Origin of the sequence: Cupriavidus sp. L7L (assembly GCF_004353535.1) — a bacterium.
GTDB classification, from domain to species: Bacteria; Pseudomonadota; Gammaproteobacteria; order Burkholderiales; family Burkholderiaceae; genus Cupriavidus; species Cupriavidus oxalaticus_A.
Genome location: NZ_SMNY01000015.1, coordinates 45,883 through 62,021, shown reverse-complemented (window position 1 = coordinate 62,021; position 16,139 = coordinate 45,883). Strand labels below are relative to the sequence as shown.

General features: G+C 63.0%; 14 protein-coding genes, 1 tRNA gene and 2 pseudogenes. 9 read left to right on the top strand and 8 right to left on the bottom strand.

The genetic code is table 11. The features are described 5' to 3' along the window. Window positions 1-17 precede the first annotated feature (17 nt). A complete protein-coding gene (locus tag E1J61_RS16190) occupies window positions 18-1,373 on the top strand; it encodes an FAD-binding oxidoreductase (RefSeq protein ID WP_133095066.1) in 1,356 nt (451 codons plus the stop codon). Between the two features lie 450 nt (window positions 1,374-1,823). On the opposite strand, the gene E1J61_RS16180 is transcribed toward E1J61_RS16190, so the two are convergent. Genes E1J61_RS16180 through E1J61_RS16160 form a run of 5 tightly spaced genes read right to left on the bottom strand, consistent with a single transcriptional unit; the run spans window position 1,824 to window position 6,490 of the window. Next, window positions 1,824-2,693 carry an alpha/beta fold hydrolase gene (locus E1J61_RS16180; protein ID WP_133095065.1) on the bottom strand — a complete coding sequence of 290 codons (870 nt, stop codon included), beginning with the start codon at window positions 2,691-2,693 and terminating at the stop codon, window positions 1,824-1,826. A gap of 17 nt (window positions 2,694-2,710) precedes the next feature. Next, window positions 2,711-3,745 (bottom strand): 4-hydroxy-2-oxovalerate aldolase, encoded by a 1,035-nt coding sequence (gene dmpG / locus E1J61_RS16175; RefSeq protein WP_133095064.1) that lies wholly within the window; start codon window positions 3,743-3,745, stop codon window positions 2,711-2,713. Further along, window positions 3,742-4,710 (bottom strand): acetaldehyde dehydrogenase (acetylating), encoded by a 969-nt coding sequence (locus E1J61_RS16170; RefSeq protein WP_133095063.1) that lies wholly within the window; start codon window positions 4,708-4,710, stop codon window positions 3,742-3,744. Before E1J61_RS16170 ends, dmpG begins: the two co-directional genes overlap by 4 nt. A 12-nt stretch (window positions 4,711-4,722) precedes the next feature. Beyond that, entirely contained in the window at window positions 4,723-5,511 is a 789-nt protein-coding gene (gene mhpD / locus E1J61_RS16165; RefSeq protein WP_133095062.1) for a 2-keto-4-pentenoate hydratase, read from the bottom strand. Between the two features lie 19 nt (window positions 5,512-5,530). Beyond that, window positions 5,531-6,490, bottom strand: a complete 960-nt coding sequence (locus E1J61_RS16160; RefSeq protein ID WP_133095061.1) for a 3-carboxyethylcatechol 2,3-dioxygenase — start codon at window positions 6,488-6,490, stop codon at window positions 5,531-5,533. Window positions 6,491-6,655: 165 nt separating this feature from the next. Here E1J61_RS16160 and E1J61_RS16155 point away from each other — a divergent pair, with 165 nt between their 5' ends. From E1J61_RS16155 to E1J61_RS16130, 6 genes are all read left to right on the top strand, one after another. Further along, window positions 6,656-7,924, top strand: a complete 1,269-nt coding sequence (locus E1J61_RS16155; protein ID WP_133095060.1) for a Rieske 2Fe-2S domain-containing protein — start codon at window positions 6,656-6,658, stop codon at window positions 7,922-7,924. 17 nt (window positions 7,925-7,941) lie between these two features. Beyond that, on the top strand, window positions 7,942-8,427 hold the full coding sequence (locus E1J61_RS16150) for an aromatic-ring-hydroxylating dioxygenase subunit beta (protein WP_165971487.1): 486 nt from the start codon (window positions 7,942-7,944) through the stop codon (window positions 8,425-8,427). Window positions 8,428-8,495: 68 nt separating this feature from the next. After that, window positions 8,496-9,470, top strand: a complete 975-nt coding sequence (locus E1J61_RS16145) for a tripartite tricarboxylate transporter substrate binding protein (protein WP_133095058.1) — start codon at window positions 8,496-8,498, stop codon at window positions 9,468-9,470. Window positions 9,471-9,484: 14 nt separating this feature from the next. Then, window positions 9,485-10,519, top strand: a complete 1,035-nt coding sequence (locus tag E1J61_RS16140) for an alcohol dehydrogenase catalytic domain-containing protein (protein WP_133095057.1) — start codon at window positions 9,485-9,487, stop codon at window positions 10,517-10,519. Between the two features lie 4 nt (window positions 10,520-10,523). Continuing rightward, entirely contained in the window at window positions 10,524-11,462 is a 939-nt protein-coding gene (locus tag E1J61_RS16135) for a PDR/VanB family oxidoreductase (RefSeq protein ID WP_133095056.1), read from the top strand. A gap of 58 nt (window positions 11,463-11,520) precedes the next feature. Beyond that, window positions 11,521-12,318: a helix-turn-helix domain-containing protein gene (locus E1J61_RS16130; RefSeq protein WP_133095055.1), complete on the top strand. Its 798-nt coding sequence runs from the start codon at window positions 11,521-11,523 to the stop codon at window positions 12,316-12,318. Between the two features lie 168 nt (window positions 12,319-12,486). Here E1J61_RS16130 and E1J61_RS38265 read toward each other — a convergent pair whose 3' ends face one another. Further along, a complete protein-coding gene (locus E1J61_RS38265) occupies window positions 12,487-12,639 on the bottom strand; it encodes an ANTAR domain-containing protein (RefSeq protein WP_243736889.1) in 153 nt (50 codons plus the stop codon). A gap of 315 nt (window positions 12,640-12,954) precedes the next feature. On the opposite strand from E1J61_RS38265, the gene E1J61_RS16120 reads away from it, so the two are divergent. After that, window positions 12,955-13,028: transfer RNA gene (locus E1J61_RS16120), tRNA-Gly, on the top strand. A gap of 277 nt (window positions 13,029-13,305) precedes the next feature. Here E1J61_RS16120 and E1J61_RS16110 read toward each other — a convergent pair. Beyond that, window positions 13,306-13,527: pseudogene (locus E1J61_RS16110) on the bottom strand (transposase); the annotation flags it as partial. Between the two features lie 248 nt (window positions 13,528-13,775). Here E1J61_RS16110 and E1J61_RS16105 point away from each other — a divergent pair. After that, window positions 13,776-15,002 carry an IS110 family transposase gene (locus tag E1J61_RS16105; RefSeq protein ID WP_371704247.1) on the top strand — a complete coding sequence of 409 codons (1,227 nt, stop codon included), beginning with the start codon at window positions 13,776-13,778 and terminating at the stop codon, window positions 15,000-15,002. A gap of 25 nt (window positions 15,003-15,027) precedes the next feature. Here E1J61_RS16105 and E1J61_RS16100 read toward each other — a convergent pair. Further along, window positions 15,028-16,092, bottom strand: a pseudogene (locus tag E1J61_RS16100) (IS256 family transposase); the annotation flags it as partial. Window positions 16,093-16,139 lie beyond the last annotated feature (47 nt).

The window sequence follows — 16,139 nt, the reverse complement described above, 5'->3', positions numbered from 1 at the left end:
GTTGGAGGTAGTGGCTTATGTCACGTTCCGATGTTACACCTATCGAAGAGAAGTACCTTCACGACTGGTCTGGTAGGCGGTATGGCGTTCCGAGTGCTGTGGTGCGCCCGCTGACTGTCGAGGATCTTCGCGCGATCCTTGCGGAGGCCAATAACGCCCGTACGTCATGTGCCATTCAGGGAGGGCGAACAGGTGTCTCCGGGGGATGTGCTCCCGGTGATGGTGAACTCGTCGTGGCGCTGGAGTCCTTGAACAAGATTGAGGAGGTTGACCCTGTTTCCGGCATCGCCGTTGTGCAGGGCGGCGTGGTGTTGGAGACGCTGCAGACCGAAGTCGAGAGGCTCGGCTGGTCTTTCCCTGTGGATCTGGGTTCGCGAGGAAGCTGTCAGGTCGGCGGGAACGCTGCGACCAATGCGGGAGGCAGCCGTGTTGTCAAGTACGGGAATATGCGGGAATGGGTGCTCGGCGTGGAAGCCGTGCTTGCGAATGGCGCCTTGATCGGTCCGCCCAACCGGTTGGTCAAGAACAATGCGGGTTACTCGCTGTCGTCGCTCTTGATTGGTAGTGAAGGGACGCTTGGTGTGATCAGTCGATTGGCGCTACGTCTCGTGCCGCTGGTGCCGGTACGCCGAACTCTGCTGATGGCGCTGAGTCCCGAAGCCAACGTGAATGTATTGCTGCGCGAAGCTAAGACTGGACTGCGAGAGGCCTTGTCGGCGTTCGAAATCATGTGGCCAGACTATGTTGATGCGGCGATGCTGGTTCAACAGCGGGCGCGGCCTCTGCCGGCCAGCTTCACGGGATTGCGCGCGGCACTGATCGAAGTCGAAGGTGATGGCGAGGCAACGATCGATGCGCTGTTGGAATCTTTCCTGACAAGGCAGATGGAGGACGGCTCGGTGGTCGATGCCATTGTCTCGATGTCGAGCCAGGACGCCGCTGCTTTGTGGGCGATTCGAGAATCTGTCGGGGAGATTCAGGCGACGATTCGCCCCTATGCCGGCTTCGACCTCGGAATGCCGGCAAAAGATCATGATGAATTTGCAGCGAAGGCTAAGGCCTTGCTCCTTCATGAGATGCCGCAATGCCGCAGTTTCTTTTTCGGTCATATCGGAGACGACAACCTTCACGCGCTAGTTGGCCCATGCCTAACCCCTGAAGAACGAGCAACGGCCGAGCGACTTCTTTTTGAACTGATGCCACCGCTTACGACCTCCGTCACGGCTGAGCATGGCATTGGGCGGAAACGGAAACCGTACCTGTCAATGTCGCGTTCACCCGCGGACATCACGGTAATGAAAAATATTAAGGCCGCTTTGGATCCTCACAATATTCTGAATCGAGGCCGCGTTTTCGATATGCCGATCGGGTGAGGGGCGTGCGACGGGAGCTGGAAGGCTGAGAGCTTTCTTCATGCTATTCGGCGACTCACCCGACACCAAGGCCGGCATTCAGCGCGTCGCCAGGAAAGGGTATTAACCCGTCGTATCCACAGCCTCCAATGGGTTCGGCGGGTATTTCATGGCCGGTCAGGTACTCGACTGCACTGCTGGCTTACCCTGCCTTCAAACTGAGGCTTGGTAGCCGCGAGTCCCTGAACGGAGCCGCGACTTCCCAAGTAACCTCGCTGCTTGAGTTCTTCCCAGATCAGTTCAAGAAAACGACAGCCCTGGACGATTCGTTCCTCGATATAGTCAAGATAGGGATCCAAAGGCGTCGGACCCCGCGCCCGGGGTGCGCGCAGGAAATCCGCCCGTGCGACGTCGTCTGGTCCGTCGTCATGGCCTGCGCTGCAATCGTAGCACGCCGAATGGCGTCGCGCCTCAGTGCGCGAGGTGGTCCAGCACCAACCGGTTGAATGCATCGGCATGTTCCCACTGCACCCAGTGGCCACACCGGCTGAACAGATGCATCCGCGCGTTGGGCAGGCCGGCCATCAATCGCAATCCGACATCCATCGGCACGAAGCGGTCGTCACGGCCCCAGACCACCAGCGTCGGCGCGGCGATCTCTCCCAGGCGAGTGCCGTAATCGGTGAACTGCCTGGGATTGGCTTCCAGGCTCTTGACGAAGTTCTCCAGGTGGTCGCGCCGCGCCAGCATATTGTCGAGGCGGGCTTGCATCAGGGCATCGGTGAGCGCGCTCGGGTCAAAGACGAAGACGCTCATCATCCGCTTGAGGTTCTCAATAGTGGGCTCGCGGTAGAGTCCGTTGAGCAGCTTGATGCCTTCGGTCGGCATGGGCACGAACTGGCTCGGGCCGCCGGTGCCGCCGCCCATCAGCACGAGCTTGCCGACGCGCTGCGGGTTAGCCAGCGCAAAGGCCACGGCGCTATGGCCGCCCATCGAGTTGCCGATGACATGCACCCGCTCGATCTCCAGCGCATCCAGCACGGCTTTGAGCACGTTGCCGTTGAGCTCGGAACGCGAACCGGTGTTGACCACGGTGTCGCTCTTGCTCCAGCCGGGACAGTCCACCAGCAGCACGCGGTAGCCTGCCCCCACCAGAGGGTCGATATTCCGGTTGAAGTTGGCCCAGCCGCTGGCGCCAGGCCCAGAGCCGTGCAGCATGACGACGGTCTCGGCGCCGGCGCCGGCATCGTTGTAGTGAATCTGGAAGGTGGATTCTCCGACCTGCACGGAGATATAGCGGCTGGTCGAAGCCTCGGTGATGGCTTGCGTTGTCGTATTCATGATGAGTTTCCTTGCGGTCACGACTGCGCCGCGGGCGCGCGCTTGAGCAGGTCGAGCGCGACATCGACGATCATGTCTTCCTGACCACCAACCATTCGGCGCTTGCCGAGCTCGACGAGAATGTCCACGGTCTTCAGGCCGTACTTCCTTGCCGCCACTTCAGAATGGCGCAGGAAGCTGGAGTAGACCCCGGCATAGCCGAGCGCGAGCGTCTCGCGGTCGACGCGCACGGGACGGTCCTGCAGCGGGCGCACGATGTCGTCGGCGGCGTCCATCAGCGTGTACAGGTCGGTGCCGTGGTTCCAGCCCATGCGCTCCGCGGCGGCGATAAACACCTCCAGCGGGGCATTGCCCGCGCCGGCGCCCATGCCGGCCAGCGAGGCGTCGATGCGGTCGCAGCCTTCCTCGACGGCGACGATTGAGTTGGCGACGCCGAGCGAAAGGTTGTGGTGCGCGTGCATGCCGGTCTGCGTGTCCGGGTCCAGCACATCCTTGAGCGCACGGAAGCGCGTGCGTACCTCGTTCATGGTGAGCGCGCCGCCGGAGTCGACCACATAGATGCAGGTCGCGCCGTAGCTTTCCATCTTCTTCGCCTCGGCAGCCAGGTGCTGCGGTGTGGTCATGTGGCTCATCATCAGGAAGCCAACCGTGTCCATGCCGAGCTGGCGCGCGTACGCGATGTGTTGCTTCGAGATGTCGGCTTCGGTGCAGTGCGTGGCCACGCGTACCACGCGCGCGCCGGCGTCGTAGGCGGCCTTCAGGTCGTGCGTAGTGCCGATGCCGGGCAGAAGCAGCGTGGCGATTTTCGCGTGCTCCACCACGTCAGCGACCGCGGCGATCCATTCGAGATCGCTGTGCGCACCGAAGCCGTAGTTGAAGCTGGAGCCCTGCAGGCCATCGCCATGCGCGACTTCGATGCTGTCGACTTTGGCACGGTCCAGCGCGCGGGCGATGTCCTTGACGTTCCGGATCGAGTACTGGTGGCGGACGGCATGGCTGCCGTCGCGCAGCGTGACATCGGAGATATAGAGTTTCTTGTCGGCGGGGATCATGCGCAGGCTCCTTCGGTCGTCGCTTTGGCGCTCAGCATCGCTTGCGCCATCCGTTCGGCGGTCGCAAGGGCGGCTGAAGTCATGATGTCGAGATTGCCGGCATAGGCAGGCAGGTAATGCGCGGCGCCTTCCACTTCGAGGAAGACCGAGGTCTTCAGGCCACTGAAGCAGCCAAGGCCTGGCAGGTTAAGCGGCGCGCCGGGCGGAATCTCGTCGAACTGCACGGTCTGCTTGAGGCGGTAGCCGGGGACGTAGCCGCGCACGGCCTGGACCATCTCCTCGATCGAGGCGGCGATCCTGTCGCAGTCAGCCAGCTCGGACAGCGTGTAGACGGTATCGCGCATCATGACCGGCGGTTCGGCCGGGTTGAGCACGATGATGGCCTTGCCCCTGGCGGCGCCACCGACAGCCTCGATGGCCTTGGAGGTGGTCTCGGTGAACTCGTCGATATTGGCACGGGTGCCCGGGCCGGCCGACTTGCTGCTGATCGAGGCGACGATCTCCGCATAGTGGACCTTTGCCACGCGCGACACGGCAGCGACCATGGGAATGGTCGCCTGGCCGCCGCAGGTCACCATGTTGACATTGGCTGCGTCGAGGTGGGCGTCGAGGTTGACCACCGGCACACAATACGGGCCGATTGCGGCCGGCGTCAGGTCGATGACACGCAAGCCAGGCTTGCGAGCGCGCAGTTGCGCGTCGTTTCTCACATGCGCGTTGGCGGAGGTGGCGTCGAAGACAAAATCGATGTCATCGAACCCGGGCAGCCGCATCAGCCCTTCGGCACCTTCATGCGTGGTGGCGACGCCCAGGCGCGCGGCGCGCGCCAGCCCGTCGGAGGCCGGATCGATACCGACCATGGCCGCCATCTCCAGGTGCTGGCTGTTGCGCAGGATCTTGATCATCAGGTCCGTGCCGATATTGCCGGAGCCGATGATCGCGGCTTTGAGTTTCTCGGAAGCCATATGGATTCTCCTTTATTCGGCAAACGTCGCGTGGACGCTTCCCAGGCCTTCAATCTCGGTAGTAAATGTGCCGGGTTCGGTGACGGCCACCATGGGTCCGAGCGCGCCGGTCAGCACGACATCACCTGCGCGCAGCGGCGTGCCCAGCCGCACCATGCGGTCTGCGAGCCAGACCGCGGCATTGAGCGGGTTGCCGAGGCAGGCAGCGCCGCTGCCGCGCGATAGCACCTCGCCGTCGCGCGACAGCGTCATCGTGCACGCGCCGAGATCGAGGTCGGCCAGCGCCACGGGGCGGCTGCCGAGCACGAAGCGTGCGCTCGACGCATTGTCGGCAACGGTGTCGACGAAGCGGATATCCCAGGCATTGACGCGGCTGTCGACCACTTCGATGGCTGCCAGCGCATACGCCGTGGCGCGCAGGATGTCGGCGAACGTGTGTTGCGCATGCGTGAGGTCGTGTTCAAGTACGAGCGCGATCTCGGCCTCCACCTTCGGCTGGATCAGGTGCGACAGCGAGATCGGCTGGTTCTCGCCAACGGCCATGCCGGCGAACAGCGTGCCGAAATCCGGCTGATCAACGCCGAGCTGCTTCTGTACGGCGACGGAGGTCAGGCCGATCTTGCGGCCGACAATGCGCTCGCCGGCGGCCATGCGGGCGTCGGTGTTGGCTTGCTGGACGGCATAGGCGGTGGCCATGTCATCCAGCGCAATCTCGCCGCGTACCGGCGCGATGGTCTGGCGCGACGCTTCGGCCGCGCGCAGTCGCGCGGCGAGCGTGTTCACGATCTGTGGATCGGGCATCGGATTCTCCTTGGTCGGGTCAGGTTGCCGTGGCTGCCGCCGAGAGCGGCGTGGCGTGCATGGTGGCAAATCCTGCGATCCACTCTGGGATCGCGCGGTAGTAGTCGAGCGACGCACGGTAGAGGCCACAGGCGGCCAGCGTCGCGAACGCTGCCACCCATGTGCGGATCTCATGCGCGGACTTGCCACCGTCGCGCGTGATGGCGTCGTTGCTCATGCTGTCGAATACGGTCAGATCTCCGGCGGCCAGTTGCGTCAGGAAGGCGCGGTCCCACTCCGGATTCAGCGGGCGCAACGGGCTGTCGCCGGCGGTGAACGACCGTGCCGCGGCAACCGTACGCGCCTGGCGCGTCGTGCGCGCTTCAGCCGACGGGTTGCGGCCCGCGATCAGGCGCTCGGCAACTTCTGCGCTGGCACCGGCGAGTTCCGGTACCGGTGGTTCGTGCGAGATGCCGCCGGAACCCACCACCAGCACGCGCTTGCCGGTGCGCGACAGGAAGCGTCCGGTCGCGTCGCCGAGCAGGCGCGCACGCCGCAGGCTGGCCATCGGCGGCGCTACCGAATTGATGAAGACAGGGACCACCGGATAGCGGTCCAGTCCGCAGGTGAGGACATCCAGCGCTTCCGCGAAGCCATGGTCGACCTGCATCCTGTACGACAGCGAAACGTCGATGTCGGCAGCGAGCACGCTTGCGGCCAGTGCCTCGGCAAGTTCTCCGGGCACTGGCAAGGGGCCGGCAGGGCTGTCGAAGTCGCCGATCGCCCGCGCGGCGGCGCCGATGCAGAACGGCGGCATCACGTCGTAGAAAAAGCCGTTGAAGTGGTCAGGCGCGAAGACAACGATGAGTTCGGGGTCGAACGCGCGTACGCGCTGGCGTGCCGCCGCCTGCACGCGATCGATCTCGGCGACAACGTCAGGCGCGGGGTCGAAGTAGCCGCGCAACGGTGTGTGCGACAGGCATTCAAGATGTATTGGCATGGGTTAGCTCCTCCTGCTCTGCAACTGCTGCGGGAATTCCCGTTCGCAGACTATAGGGCCGGCCCAGCCAGAGAGGGTGCACGCTGTGCACCTTAACGCCGGATTGTCTTGAAGGGGGAGGGGGATCTACTTAGCATTCGACTCACCCCCTACAGGAGACAAAGCATGTATTCCAGTCCCGCCCCCGGCCTGTTTTCCGAGATGGTGGACGAGCGGCCACACGAGTTCCGAGTGTCGACCGGCGCATACCGCGGCGCCGAAGTCTTCGAGAAGGAACTGGAGCGCGTCTTCTACCGCACATGGATCTATCTTGGCCACGAGAGCGAAGTCGAGAAGCCCGGCGACTTCAAGTCCACGCAGGTCGGCACCCGTCCCGTGATCCTCGCGAAGAGCCGCGAAGGGAAGGTGCATGCGTTCCTGAACGCCTGTCCGCATCGCGGCGCGACGGTCTGCCGTGAAGAGAAGGGCAATACGCGGGCCTTTGTCTGCCCGTACCACGGCTGGTCATTCCGGACCTCCGGCGAGCTGATCGGCATCCCGGACGAAGCACGCTACCCGGAATGCTTCGACAAGTCCGACAAGCACCTCAAGGCGCTGCCGCACGTGGCGTCCTATGGCGGCCTGATCTTTGGCTCGTTCAATCCAGACGTCGAGCCGCTCGAGGACTTCCTGGGCGGGGCCAAGCGGCACATCGATATCTGGCTGCGGCGCACTGCCGGCGCGCGCTACAAGGTTGCTACCGCGCACAAGTACGGATTTGACGGCAACTGGAAATTCCAGGCGGAGAACGTATACGACGGCTATCACCCCGGCTTCGTGCACCGGTCCGCCTTCAATACGGTGCGCAAGTTCGAGGGCTCATTCGAGAATCGCGCGCTCGACGTTGCCGTGCGCCAGCAAGGCTATACACGCGGCTATCCGGAGGGGCACGGCACGCTCGAAGCGGGTGCGCCGCTCGAATCGGGCGGGATCGATCCCGCGGTCCGCCAGGCCTACACTGACCAGCTCAAGGCGCTCTATGGCGACGAGGGGACCGACGAAGTCTTGACCAATCGCCAGTTCCTGATCTTCCCGAACCTGACGATCTTCGATTTCAACATCCGCGTGATCCAGCCGATTGCTCACGACCGCACCGAAGTCTATTCATATCCGCTGCTGATCGAGGGTGCGCACGACGAGCTCAACAGCAACCGCATGCTGGATGCCCAGACCCGCGTCGGCACGGCCGGCATCCTGTCCGCGGATGACATCGACGTCTTCGCCGGCGGCCAGAATGCACTGAAGGCGGAAGGCATGGGATGGATCACGCTGAGCCGCGGGCTTGGCAAGGAAGACGTCAACCCTGATGGCGAACGGGTTGGCGTCTACAGCGATGAAACGCCGCAGCGCGCGTTCTGGCGCAAGTGGCAAGGGCTGATGGCCGAGAACAACTGACTAGGATGAGGAAAGACATGTCAAACGCCATTCAGTCCCTGGTGCTGCGTGAAGCGCAACTGCTCGACGAAGGCAAGCTCGACGATTGGCTCGCACTCTATGCCGAGGATGCGACCTACTGGCTGCCGATCGACGAGAACGCTGACCCGATGCAGGATTCGTCAATCATCTACGACAACCGCATGCGCCTGGAGATGCGCGTCGAGCAGATCATGCGCCAGGCACGGGTGGCCCAGTCCCCAGCCTCGTCGACGCTGCACATGGTCAGCAATCTCGATATCGATGAGGAAGGCGCCGATCGCGCACGGGCGACGTTCGCCTTGCTGGTAGTGGAGGTCCGTTCGGGCGACTGGCGCCAGACCGGGCTTGGGGAAACACGGCTGTTCCCCGGTCGCTGCACCATGTCGTTCACTCGCGTCGGTGACGACTGGAAGATCACCGACAAGACCTTTGTCCTGCTGAACCGCAAGCAGCCGCTAATCGGTCTGTCGTTCCTGTTGTAGGAGCGGCCAGCTCTAGCCGGCACCGATCCGGCAATTCACCATAACGAGAGTTACGGAGACAGCCCCCAATGAAGTTCATTGCTAACAGCATCCGCCCCTTTTTTCTCGCTGTCGCCGGCGTTATGCTATGCGCCAGTGCGCACGCGGAGAGCGCGTTCCCGGGCCGACCGGTCAAAATCGTCGTGCCGTTTGCGGCCGGCGGATCGTCCGACAGCGCCGCTCGCATCCTGGCCGAGCGCCTTTCGCGCAAGTGGAAGCAGCCGGTCATTGTCGATAACCGCCCCGGCGCCAACGCGCTGATCGGCGCGTCGCTGGTGGCCAAGGCGCCGGCAGACGGCTACACGCTGCTGCTTGCACCGGTGTCGATGGGGACGATCAATATCTTCGTCAAGCAGCCCGGCTTCAGCCCGGAAAGGGACCTGATCCCAATTTCCCAGGTGGCTCAGGGTGATTATGTGTTGACGGTCTCCAAGGACCTGCCGGTCAAGAGCATGGGCGAGTTCGCCGCCTACGCGCGCAGTCATCCGGGCAAGGTCTTCCATGGTGCGTTCGGCGGGGCGTCGATGCTGGCCTTCGAGCAATTCTCCAGCCAGATGCAATTCAAGGCGCAGAACGTCAACTATCGCGGTGAGTCGCTTGCGCTGGGAGACCTGATGGCCGGCAACGTCCAGGCCGTGTTCGCGACGCTCATGGGGGCGAAGCCGCTGATCGACAGCGGACGCATCCGAGCGCTTGGCGTGCCGTCCAAGGTGCGCGCCGCCATTGCCCCGGATATCCCCGCCGCCGACGAAAGCGGGGCCAAAGGATTCTATGTCGATTACTGGTTCGGCTTGATGGCGCCAGCGGGGACGCCGCATGACGTGGTCGGGAGGATCGGCGCCGCAGTCGCCGACGTGTTGGGCCAGGCCGACGTCAAGGCAAAGCTGCATGCGCACGGCCTGACCGCGCGTGCATCCAGCCCGGAAGAGTTCGGCAAGCTGATACGGCTTGAGAATGTACGCTGGACCGCGGTGGCCAAGCAGGCCGGCATCGAGCCGCAATAACAGGAGGTCATCCCATGCTGGCACTGAGCAAAGTCGAACCAGGCCTCGATGGCCTCGCGGTCGGCCAACACGAAGTCCGCGCACCCGCGGCGGACGAAATCCTGCTGAAGGTGCATGTGGCCGGCGTCTGCGGCACCGACATGCAGGTCTACCGCGGAACGGGTACTTTTGCGCGACGGGTCCAGCTTCCGACGATCCTGGGCCATGAGGTGTGCGGTACGGTGGTCGAGGTCGGCGCGGGCGTCCAGTCAGTGCGCAAAGGCGACCTGGTCAGTCTCGAAAGTCATATCCCATGCTGGCAATGCCCAGCTTGCCTGAGCGGCCGCTCCCATGTGTGCCCACGCACCCGCTACCCCGGCATCGATATCGACGGTGCCTTTGCCGAGTATGTCACGGTGCCCGCGTCGATCGCCTGGGTGAATCCTCCTGACGCGTCACCGGAAATGGCGGCCTTGCTTGAGCCGCTCGGCATCGCCGTCCATGCCACGCTGGAAGGCAGCGGCGTATCGGGGCAGGTTGTGGTGGTGAACGGCTGCGGGCCAATTGGCTTGATGAACGTTGCAGTCGCCCGGCACTTCGGTGCACGCCGCGTGATCGCGGTTGATCCGAATCCTGCCCGCCGCCGCGTCGCCGAACTGATGGGCGCCGATCATGCCGTCGACCCTATCGCGCAATCACCGGTGGATGTTGTGCGGGACATGACCGGCGGTGAAGGCGCGGACGTGGTGTTCGAATACACCGGCAGTGCCGAAGGGGCGCGCAATTGCTTCGCGATGGCGGCGCCGCTGGCGGAGGTGCGCTGGTGTGCCACACCGGCCGGCCCCATTGAGTTCGATTTCGGCCTGTGGCGCAAGGGGCGGCCGACCGTCTACAACATCCACGGCCGCAGGCTCTGGCGTACGTGGCAAATGGCGGCACCGCTTGTCTACGACCGCCACATCGATCTCGGCCCGATCGCCAGCCATCGGGTGCCATTAGCGGAGGGCAAGCGGGCGTTCGAACTGATTGTTGCTGGCGAAGCGATCAAACCAATGATTATCTGTTCCTGAAGCCATGGATACCAAGATTTCCCTCCGGGTGACGCGCTGCGAAGATGTGGCGCTGGACGTCAAACTGCTCGAGCTGGAGCATGTGGATGGGGCGCCGCTGCCGGCATTCGAGGCGGGTGCCCATGTCGAGTTGCAGTTGTCGGAGCAACTAGCGCGCAGTTATTCCCTGCTGAACTCGCCGGCGGAGACCAACCGCTACCAGATCGCGGTACATCGCCGGCCGGACAGCCTGGGCGGATCGCACTATATCCACGAGACCCTGCGCGCCGGCCAAGTCGTGCAGGCCAGCCATCCGCGCAACAACTTTCCGTTGCTGGAAGATGCCGGCCATACCTGCCTGATCGCCGGCGGCATCGGCATTACGCCCTTGCTTTCCATGCTCCATCGGCTGAATGCCCTTGGTCGTTCCTGGGAGCTGCACTACTGCGCGCGGACGGCAGGTCATGCGGCATTTGTCGAGGCGTTGATCGAGATCGGTAAGGCGACGGGAAACCGGATCCACTACTATTTCGACCGGGATCCGGGCGGCAAATCACTGGATTTCGACGCACTCGTAGGCTCGCTGCCTGCGCATACCCACGTGTACTGTTGCGGACCGAAGGGCATGCTCAATGACTTCGAGCGGTCCACCGCGCATTGCAGTGAGCGCGCCCATGTCGAGTACTTCAATGCCAAAACCGAAGCGGCGACGGATGGCGGCTTCACCGTCGTACTGTCGCGCAGCGGACTGAACCTGCAAGTCCCGCCAGGGCGGACCATCCTTGACGTGGTCCTGGATGCTGGGGTATCGGTGCAATGTTCCGGAAGTTGCGAAACCCGTATCATCTCCGGCGAGGCGGACCACAGGGACGCGCTGTTGTCGCCTGAAGAGCAGGCAGCCAACCAGTGCATGATGATCTGCTGCTCCGGCGCGAAGTCCCCGGAACTGGTGCTGGACCTGTGAGTTTCGCGGGGAGCTGGTTCGCTACAATACTGCAATCAGCCAGAACACACCCCCACCGATGTCGCAGGCCACCGGCAATACCTATCGCCACTGCCAGTCCCTGGTCCGGGGGCTGGAGATACTGTCGGCACTGAACCGTGTCCCTAGCGCATCGGCGTCGATCATGGATCTTTGCCGCGTGACAGGCCTGCACCGTACCACGGTCAAGAGACTGCTCGAAACGCTGCGCGAAGAGGGGTACGTGGAATGGGAGCCGGCGACAAACTATTACCGGCTGACATTTCGGGTCCAGCAATTGAGCTATGGCTACAGGGAGAGCGTTTCCATCACGGAGACGGCATGGCCGTTGATGCGCTCGCTGTCAAAGACCCTGGTATGGCCTTGCTCGCTGGTTGCGCCCGAGGGCGACGAGATGGTCGTGCGGGTATCGACGCGGTCCTTCAGCCCGCTGTCGTTCCACCCTGGCATGCCCGGACGGCGAATGTCCATGCTGACGACCGCGGCAGGAAGGGCCTTTCTCGCTTTTTCCACCGACGAGGTTCGCGAAAACCTGCTTGAAATTCTCCGGAGTCGCACGGACGAAGAGGGCGAGCGCAGCCGTGACACCCGTACGGTGCAGGAGATGATCCAGCTGACCCGCAAGCGCGGCTACGGGCAGAACCTGGGGGAATGGCAGGAAGAGCCGAAATTCGGCGCGGTTGCGGTGCCACTCTGCCATCAGGGGCGGGTGCTGGTTTGCCTGAACATCGTGTTCCTGCTTAGGGCCGTGAAGGACAAGCAGGCACAGCACAAGATCGTGGCGGAGATGCTCCATACCCGGAAGCTAATCGAAGAGCGCTTCGGCATGCGTGGCTGAGTTGTCCTGCCCTGAGAAGGTCGTTCCGGCTTTGCCCCGGCACACCCCTTGCAGCAGTGCGAAGTTGGGGCCAGTGCCGCAACATTTGGCGGTGCATTGGTCGCCCGATTTTGGTGCGGGCGGCCATGGGAGTTCATTATGGAGTCTGGGCCGGCAGGGCGACGTCGGTCAGCGAAAGCGCGGCTTCGGCAATGTTGACCAGGCGGCGTTGTCCATCGAAGCCTTCTGCAAGGCGCGGAATGCCTCGTCCTCGCTGAGCCCAATGCGGGCCATCAGCGCACTCTTGTCGCGCTCGTCCCACCGCTCTTCCTTTGCCGGCATGGCGAAATCGGTAGACGCTTCTACGACAACGACGCCAACAACTCTCCTGTCCGACCACGGTTTCTGCCCCACGTGAAGGCTGCCCGGATCTCGAGGAGTAATTGCCACGCAGCTGCATCCGTTCCTTGGCGTTGCCATTGCCGCGCGAGGCTCAACACGCATTGCAACTCGATGGACTTGGCATCGACACGCCTGGCGCAGACTGAGATGGAGCTAGAAGCGGCACGGCGCGCCCTCCAAGAGCGCAAGCTGATCGCTTTGACAACGATGGTCTCCCCTTGCGCGTCGCTTATTTGTGCGAAAATGCGTGCCTTCGCGGGTGTAGCTCAATGGTAGAGCAGAAGCCTTCCAAGCTTACGACGAGGGTTCGATTCCCTTCACCCGCTCCAATGGGCCTGTAGCTCAGTTGGACAGTAGCGATCGGCTCCTAGCCGATTGGTTGCCGGTTCAAATCCGTCTAGACTCCTCAGTTTTCTCCAGCACAACGCAGCCATCCTTGTTGACTATGCGCGTGCAAGGCGGCGGGGAGGCGAATCTCTACCGCTCCGGCAGAATCAGTGAGGAATCATCTGATCAACCGCCGCCTGTCCAAACGGGCCTGTCATTTTTTTTGTGTGCAGGGCAGGTAAAGGCTCACCGTCGATTGAGCGGTGAGCCAGCATTATCTCAACGATGCGGGTGGGTGAAGCGTTCCTCGTAGAGGACCGCAAACTGGTTCATGGCAGCCTTCCAGTCATGCGTTGAACTGCCCCACTTCCCGGTGATGTTACGCAGGGCCAGCCATAGCAGCTTGGTCGCCGCCTCGTCGCTGGGGAAGTGCCCGCGCGTCTTGATGATCTTGCGCAGTTGCGCGTTGATGCTCTCAATGGCATTGGTAACCGGCATGATAGGAACCGGTGCCCTCCTCCTCACCGAGTAACTTGGTGTATGGTTCGACCATCCGGGACAGGGGCACCGGGGAGCACTTCGGGTGGGCAGGCCGTTCATATACGTTGAGCTGCGAGCTCGTGTTAGTAGTTGGCCGCCCCTGCGACCCGCCCGGTTGCGCTGCGAGCGCGAATCCGTAGTTGTCGTGCTGTCCCACCGGCTCCCATTTGCGATGTTTCCCATGGGAGACGCCAATGCGAGTGATAGGACTGGATGTATCGCGATCCGTAGCCGAGATCGCCTATCTGGAGAATGGTCTGCTACGCGCTGGAGGGCGCGTCGGACTGCGACGCGACGAGCTCGAACGCTTTGCCGCCAAGCTAAAGCCCGACGACCACGTAGTACTCGAGGCGACCGGCAATACGATCGCCATTGCGAACGTGCTGACGAGTCATGTTGGCAGAGTGATCGTCGCCAACCCGCTGCAAGTCCGTCTGATTGCGGAAGCCCGCGTCAAGACGGACAAGATCGATGCGGCCATCCTTGCGCAACTCTATGCGAGTGGCTTCCTGCCCGAGGTCTGGATTCCAGACGAAGCTACGCAAGCGATGCGGCGGCAGGTGTCGCGCCGCGCGCAGATCGTGCGGCAGCGGACGCGGCTCAAGAATGAGATTCACGCTGTCCTTGCCGCGCATCTCATCGAGCGGTGTCCCGTGACAGACCTGTTTGGCAAGAAAGGGCGGGCCTGGCTGAGCTGGCAGCCGCTACCCACCGACGAACGCATCGGGATCGACCAGCGGCTGCACGAGCTGGACCGGCTGGCAGAGAATCTGCAGGAGATTGATCGCGTCCTGGCCCAATCCGCAATTCAGGACGACAGGCTGCGCAAGCTCCTGACCATCACCGGCATCAACACCACCGTGGCAATCGGGTTGCTCTCGGCCATCGGTGATATCGCCCGCTTTCGCTCGCCGGAGAAATTGGTCAGCTACTTTGGCCTCAATCCGTCGGTCTACCAATCCGGCTTGCAACCAGCAAAACACGGACACATCAGCAAGCGCGGACGTTCCTATGCGCGTGCCATGCTGGTCGAGGCTGCCTGGGCCGCAGCGCAAACGGCCGGCCCCGTCCGAGCCTTCTTCCTACGTATCCGCGATCATCGCGGTCAGCAGATCGCGGCTGTTGCCACGGCACGCAAGCTGGCGATCATCGTCTGGCACGTCCTCACGCGTAACGAATGCTTCGCTTGGGATCGCCCAGCGCTGACTGCGCGAAAGACCCGTGAGCTGGAACTGCAGGCAGGCATGCCTGCTGCGCGCCGCGGTAACCGCAAGGGGTCTGCCGCCGCCTACAATCTGAAGTCCGTCCGGGATCTGGAGCGTGCAGTCGGCGAGCAAGCCGAGCAGGCTTACCAACGCCTGTTCTCGCGCTGGAAGCAAGCACGACCGCAGGCGAGAGCCGTACGAGCTCCTTGGCCACCAACACGGACACCATGAACGACTCAGAGGGCACCGAGGGCTTGTCAACTTCATCCGTCGTGTAGATGATCTTGCGGATCGCCGGGGGGAACGTAAAGAACGGGATCACCTGGTCCCAGGCGCGGCGCCAGGACGCGGCGATCGAGGGATGTTTCTTACCCCATTCTCCCTGCTCGAAGGCCGCCAGTTCGGCCAGCGCCGCCTCAACCGTGGGCGCGGTGTACACGGGCTTGAGCGATGCCGCCACGGCCCGGCGCTCTTTCCAACCGGCGTAATCCAAGCTGTTACGGATCAGGTGCACGATGCAGGTCTGCAGCGTCGTATTCGGGAACACCGCATTCAAAGCCTGTTCCATGCCCTTGAGGCCATCAGTGACCGCGATCAAGATGTCCTGCGTGCCACGGGTCTTCAGGTCGTTGAACACCTTCATCCAGAACTTGGCGCCTTCGGTGCTCTCGATCCACAGGCCCAGGATGTCGCGCGTGCCGTCGGGCAGCACGCCCAAGGCCAGGTAGACGGCCTTGTTGCGTACCACGCCGTCCTCGCGCATCTTGACCCGCAGCGCGTCGAAGAACACCACCGGGTACATCACCTCCAGCGGGCGAGCTTGCCAGGCGGTGACCTCGTCCATGACCGCATCGGTCACCGAACTGACAAACTCGGGCGAGACCTCGGTGCCGTACTGTTCGGCCAGAAACGCCTGGATCTCGCGCACGGTCATGCCGCGGGCGTACATCGCAATGATCTTGTCGTCGAACCCGGTGAAGCGCCGCTCGTGCTTGGGAATCAGGATCGGATCGAAGCTGCCGTCGCGGTCCCGCGGGATGTCCACCCGCAGCGGCCCGTCCTCGGTCAAGACCGTCTTGGCGCTCTTGCCATTGCGCTGATTGGCCGTGCCGGCTGGGCGCTCAGCGCCAGCCGGGTAGCCCAGATGATGGCCGAGCTCAGCGCCCAGCGCCCGCTCGATCAGGGCCTTCTTGAATGCCATTGAGGCGTCCTGCACGGCCTCAGCGGTCATCGGACCCTTGACGAAATGGGCAATCAGGTCCTCGGGGATGGTCGGCAGCTCAAGGTCGGCGGCTAGACTGGTCTTGGTTTTGCGTGGCATACATGCTCCTTGGCGACATGTTATGCCCTAAACACAAAATTTCTGAC

What these genes read in the sequence shown, in the direction of transcription:
- E1J61_RS16190 (WP_133095066.1), top strand. Translation starts at nt 18, where the DNA reads ATGTCACGTTCCGATGTTACACCTATCGAAGAGAAGTACCTTCACGAC.
- E1J61_RS16180 (WP_133095065.1), bottom strand. Translation starts at nt 2,693, where the DNA reads ATGAATACGACAACGCAAGCCATCACCGAGGCTTCGACCAGCCGCTAT.
- dmpG (WP_133095064.1), bottom strand. Translation starts at nt 3,745, where the DNA reads ATGATCCCCGCCGACAAGAAACTCTATATCTCCGATGTCACGCTGCGC.
- E1J61_RS16170 (WP_133095063.1), bottom strand. Translation starts at nt 4,710, where the DNA reads ATGGCTTCCGAGAAACTCAAAGCCGCGATCATCGGCTCCGGCAATATC.
- mhpD (WP_133095062.1), bottom strand. Translation starts at nt 5,511, where the DNA reads ATGCCCGATCCACAGATCGTGAACACGCTCGCCGCGCGACTGCGCGCG.
- E1J61_RS16160 (WP_133095061.1), bottom strand. Translation starts at nt 6,490, where the DNA reads ATGCCAATACATCTTGAATGCCTGTCGCACACACCGTTGCGCGGCTAC.
- E1J61_RS16155 (WP_133095060.1), top strand. Translation starts at nt 6,656, where the DNA reads ATGTATTCCAGTCCCGCCCCCGGCCTGTTTTCCGAGATGGTGGACGAG.
- E1J61_RS16150 (WP_165971487.1), top strand. Translation starts at nt 7,942, where the DNA reads ATGTCAAACGCCATTCAGTCCCTGGTGCTGCGTGAAGCGCAACTGCTC.
- E1J61_RS16145 (WP_133095058.1), top strand. Translation starts at nt 8,496, where the DNA reads ATGAAGTTCATTGCTAACAGCATCCGCCCCTTTTTTCTCGCTGTCGCC.
- E1J61_RS16140 (WP_133095057.1), top strand. Translation starts at nt 9,485, where the DNA reads ATGCTGGCACTGAGCAAAGTCGAACCAGGCCTCGATGGCCTCGCGGTC.
- E1J61_RS16135 (WP_133095056.1), top strand. Translation starts at nt 10,524, where the DNA reads ATGGATACCAAGATTTCCCTCCGGGTGACGCGCTGCGAAGATGTGGCG.
- E1J61_RS16130 (WP_133095055.1), top strand. Translation starts at nt 11,521, where the DNA reads ATGTCGCAGGCCACCGGCAATACCTATCGCCACTGCCAGTCCCTGGTC.
- E1J61_RS38265 (WP_243736889.1), bottom strand. Translation starts at nt 12,639, where the DNA reads ATGCCGGCAAAGGAAGAGCGGTGGGACGAGCGCGACAAGAGTGCGCTG.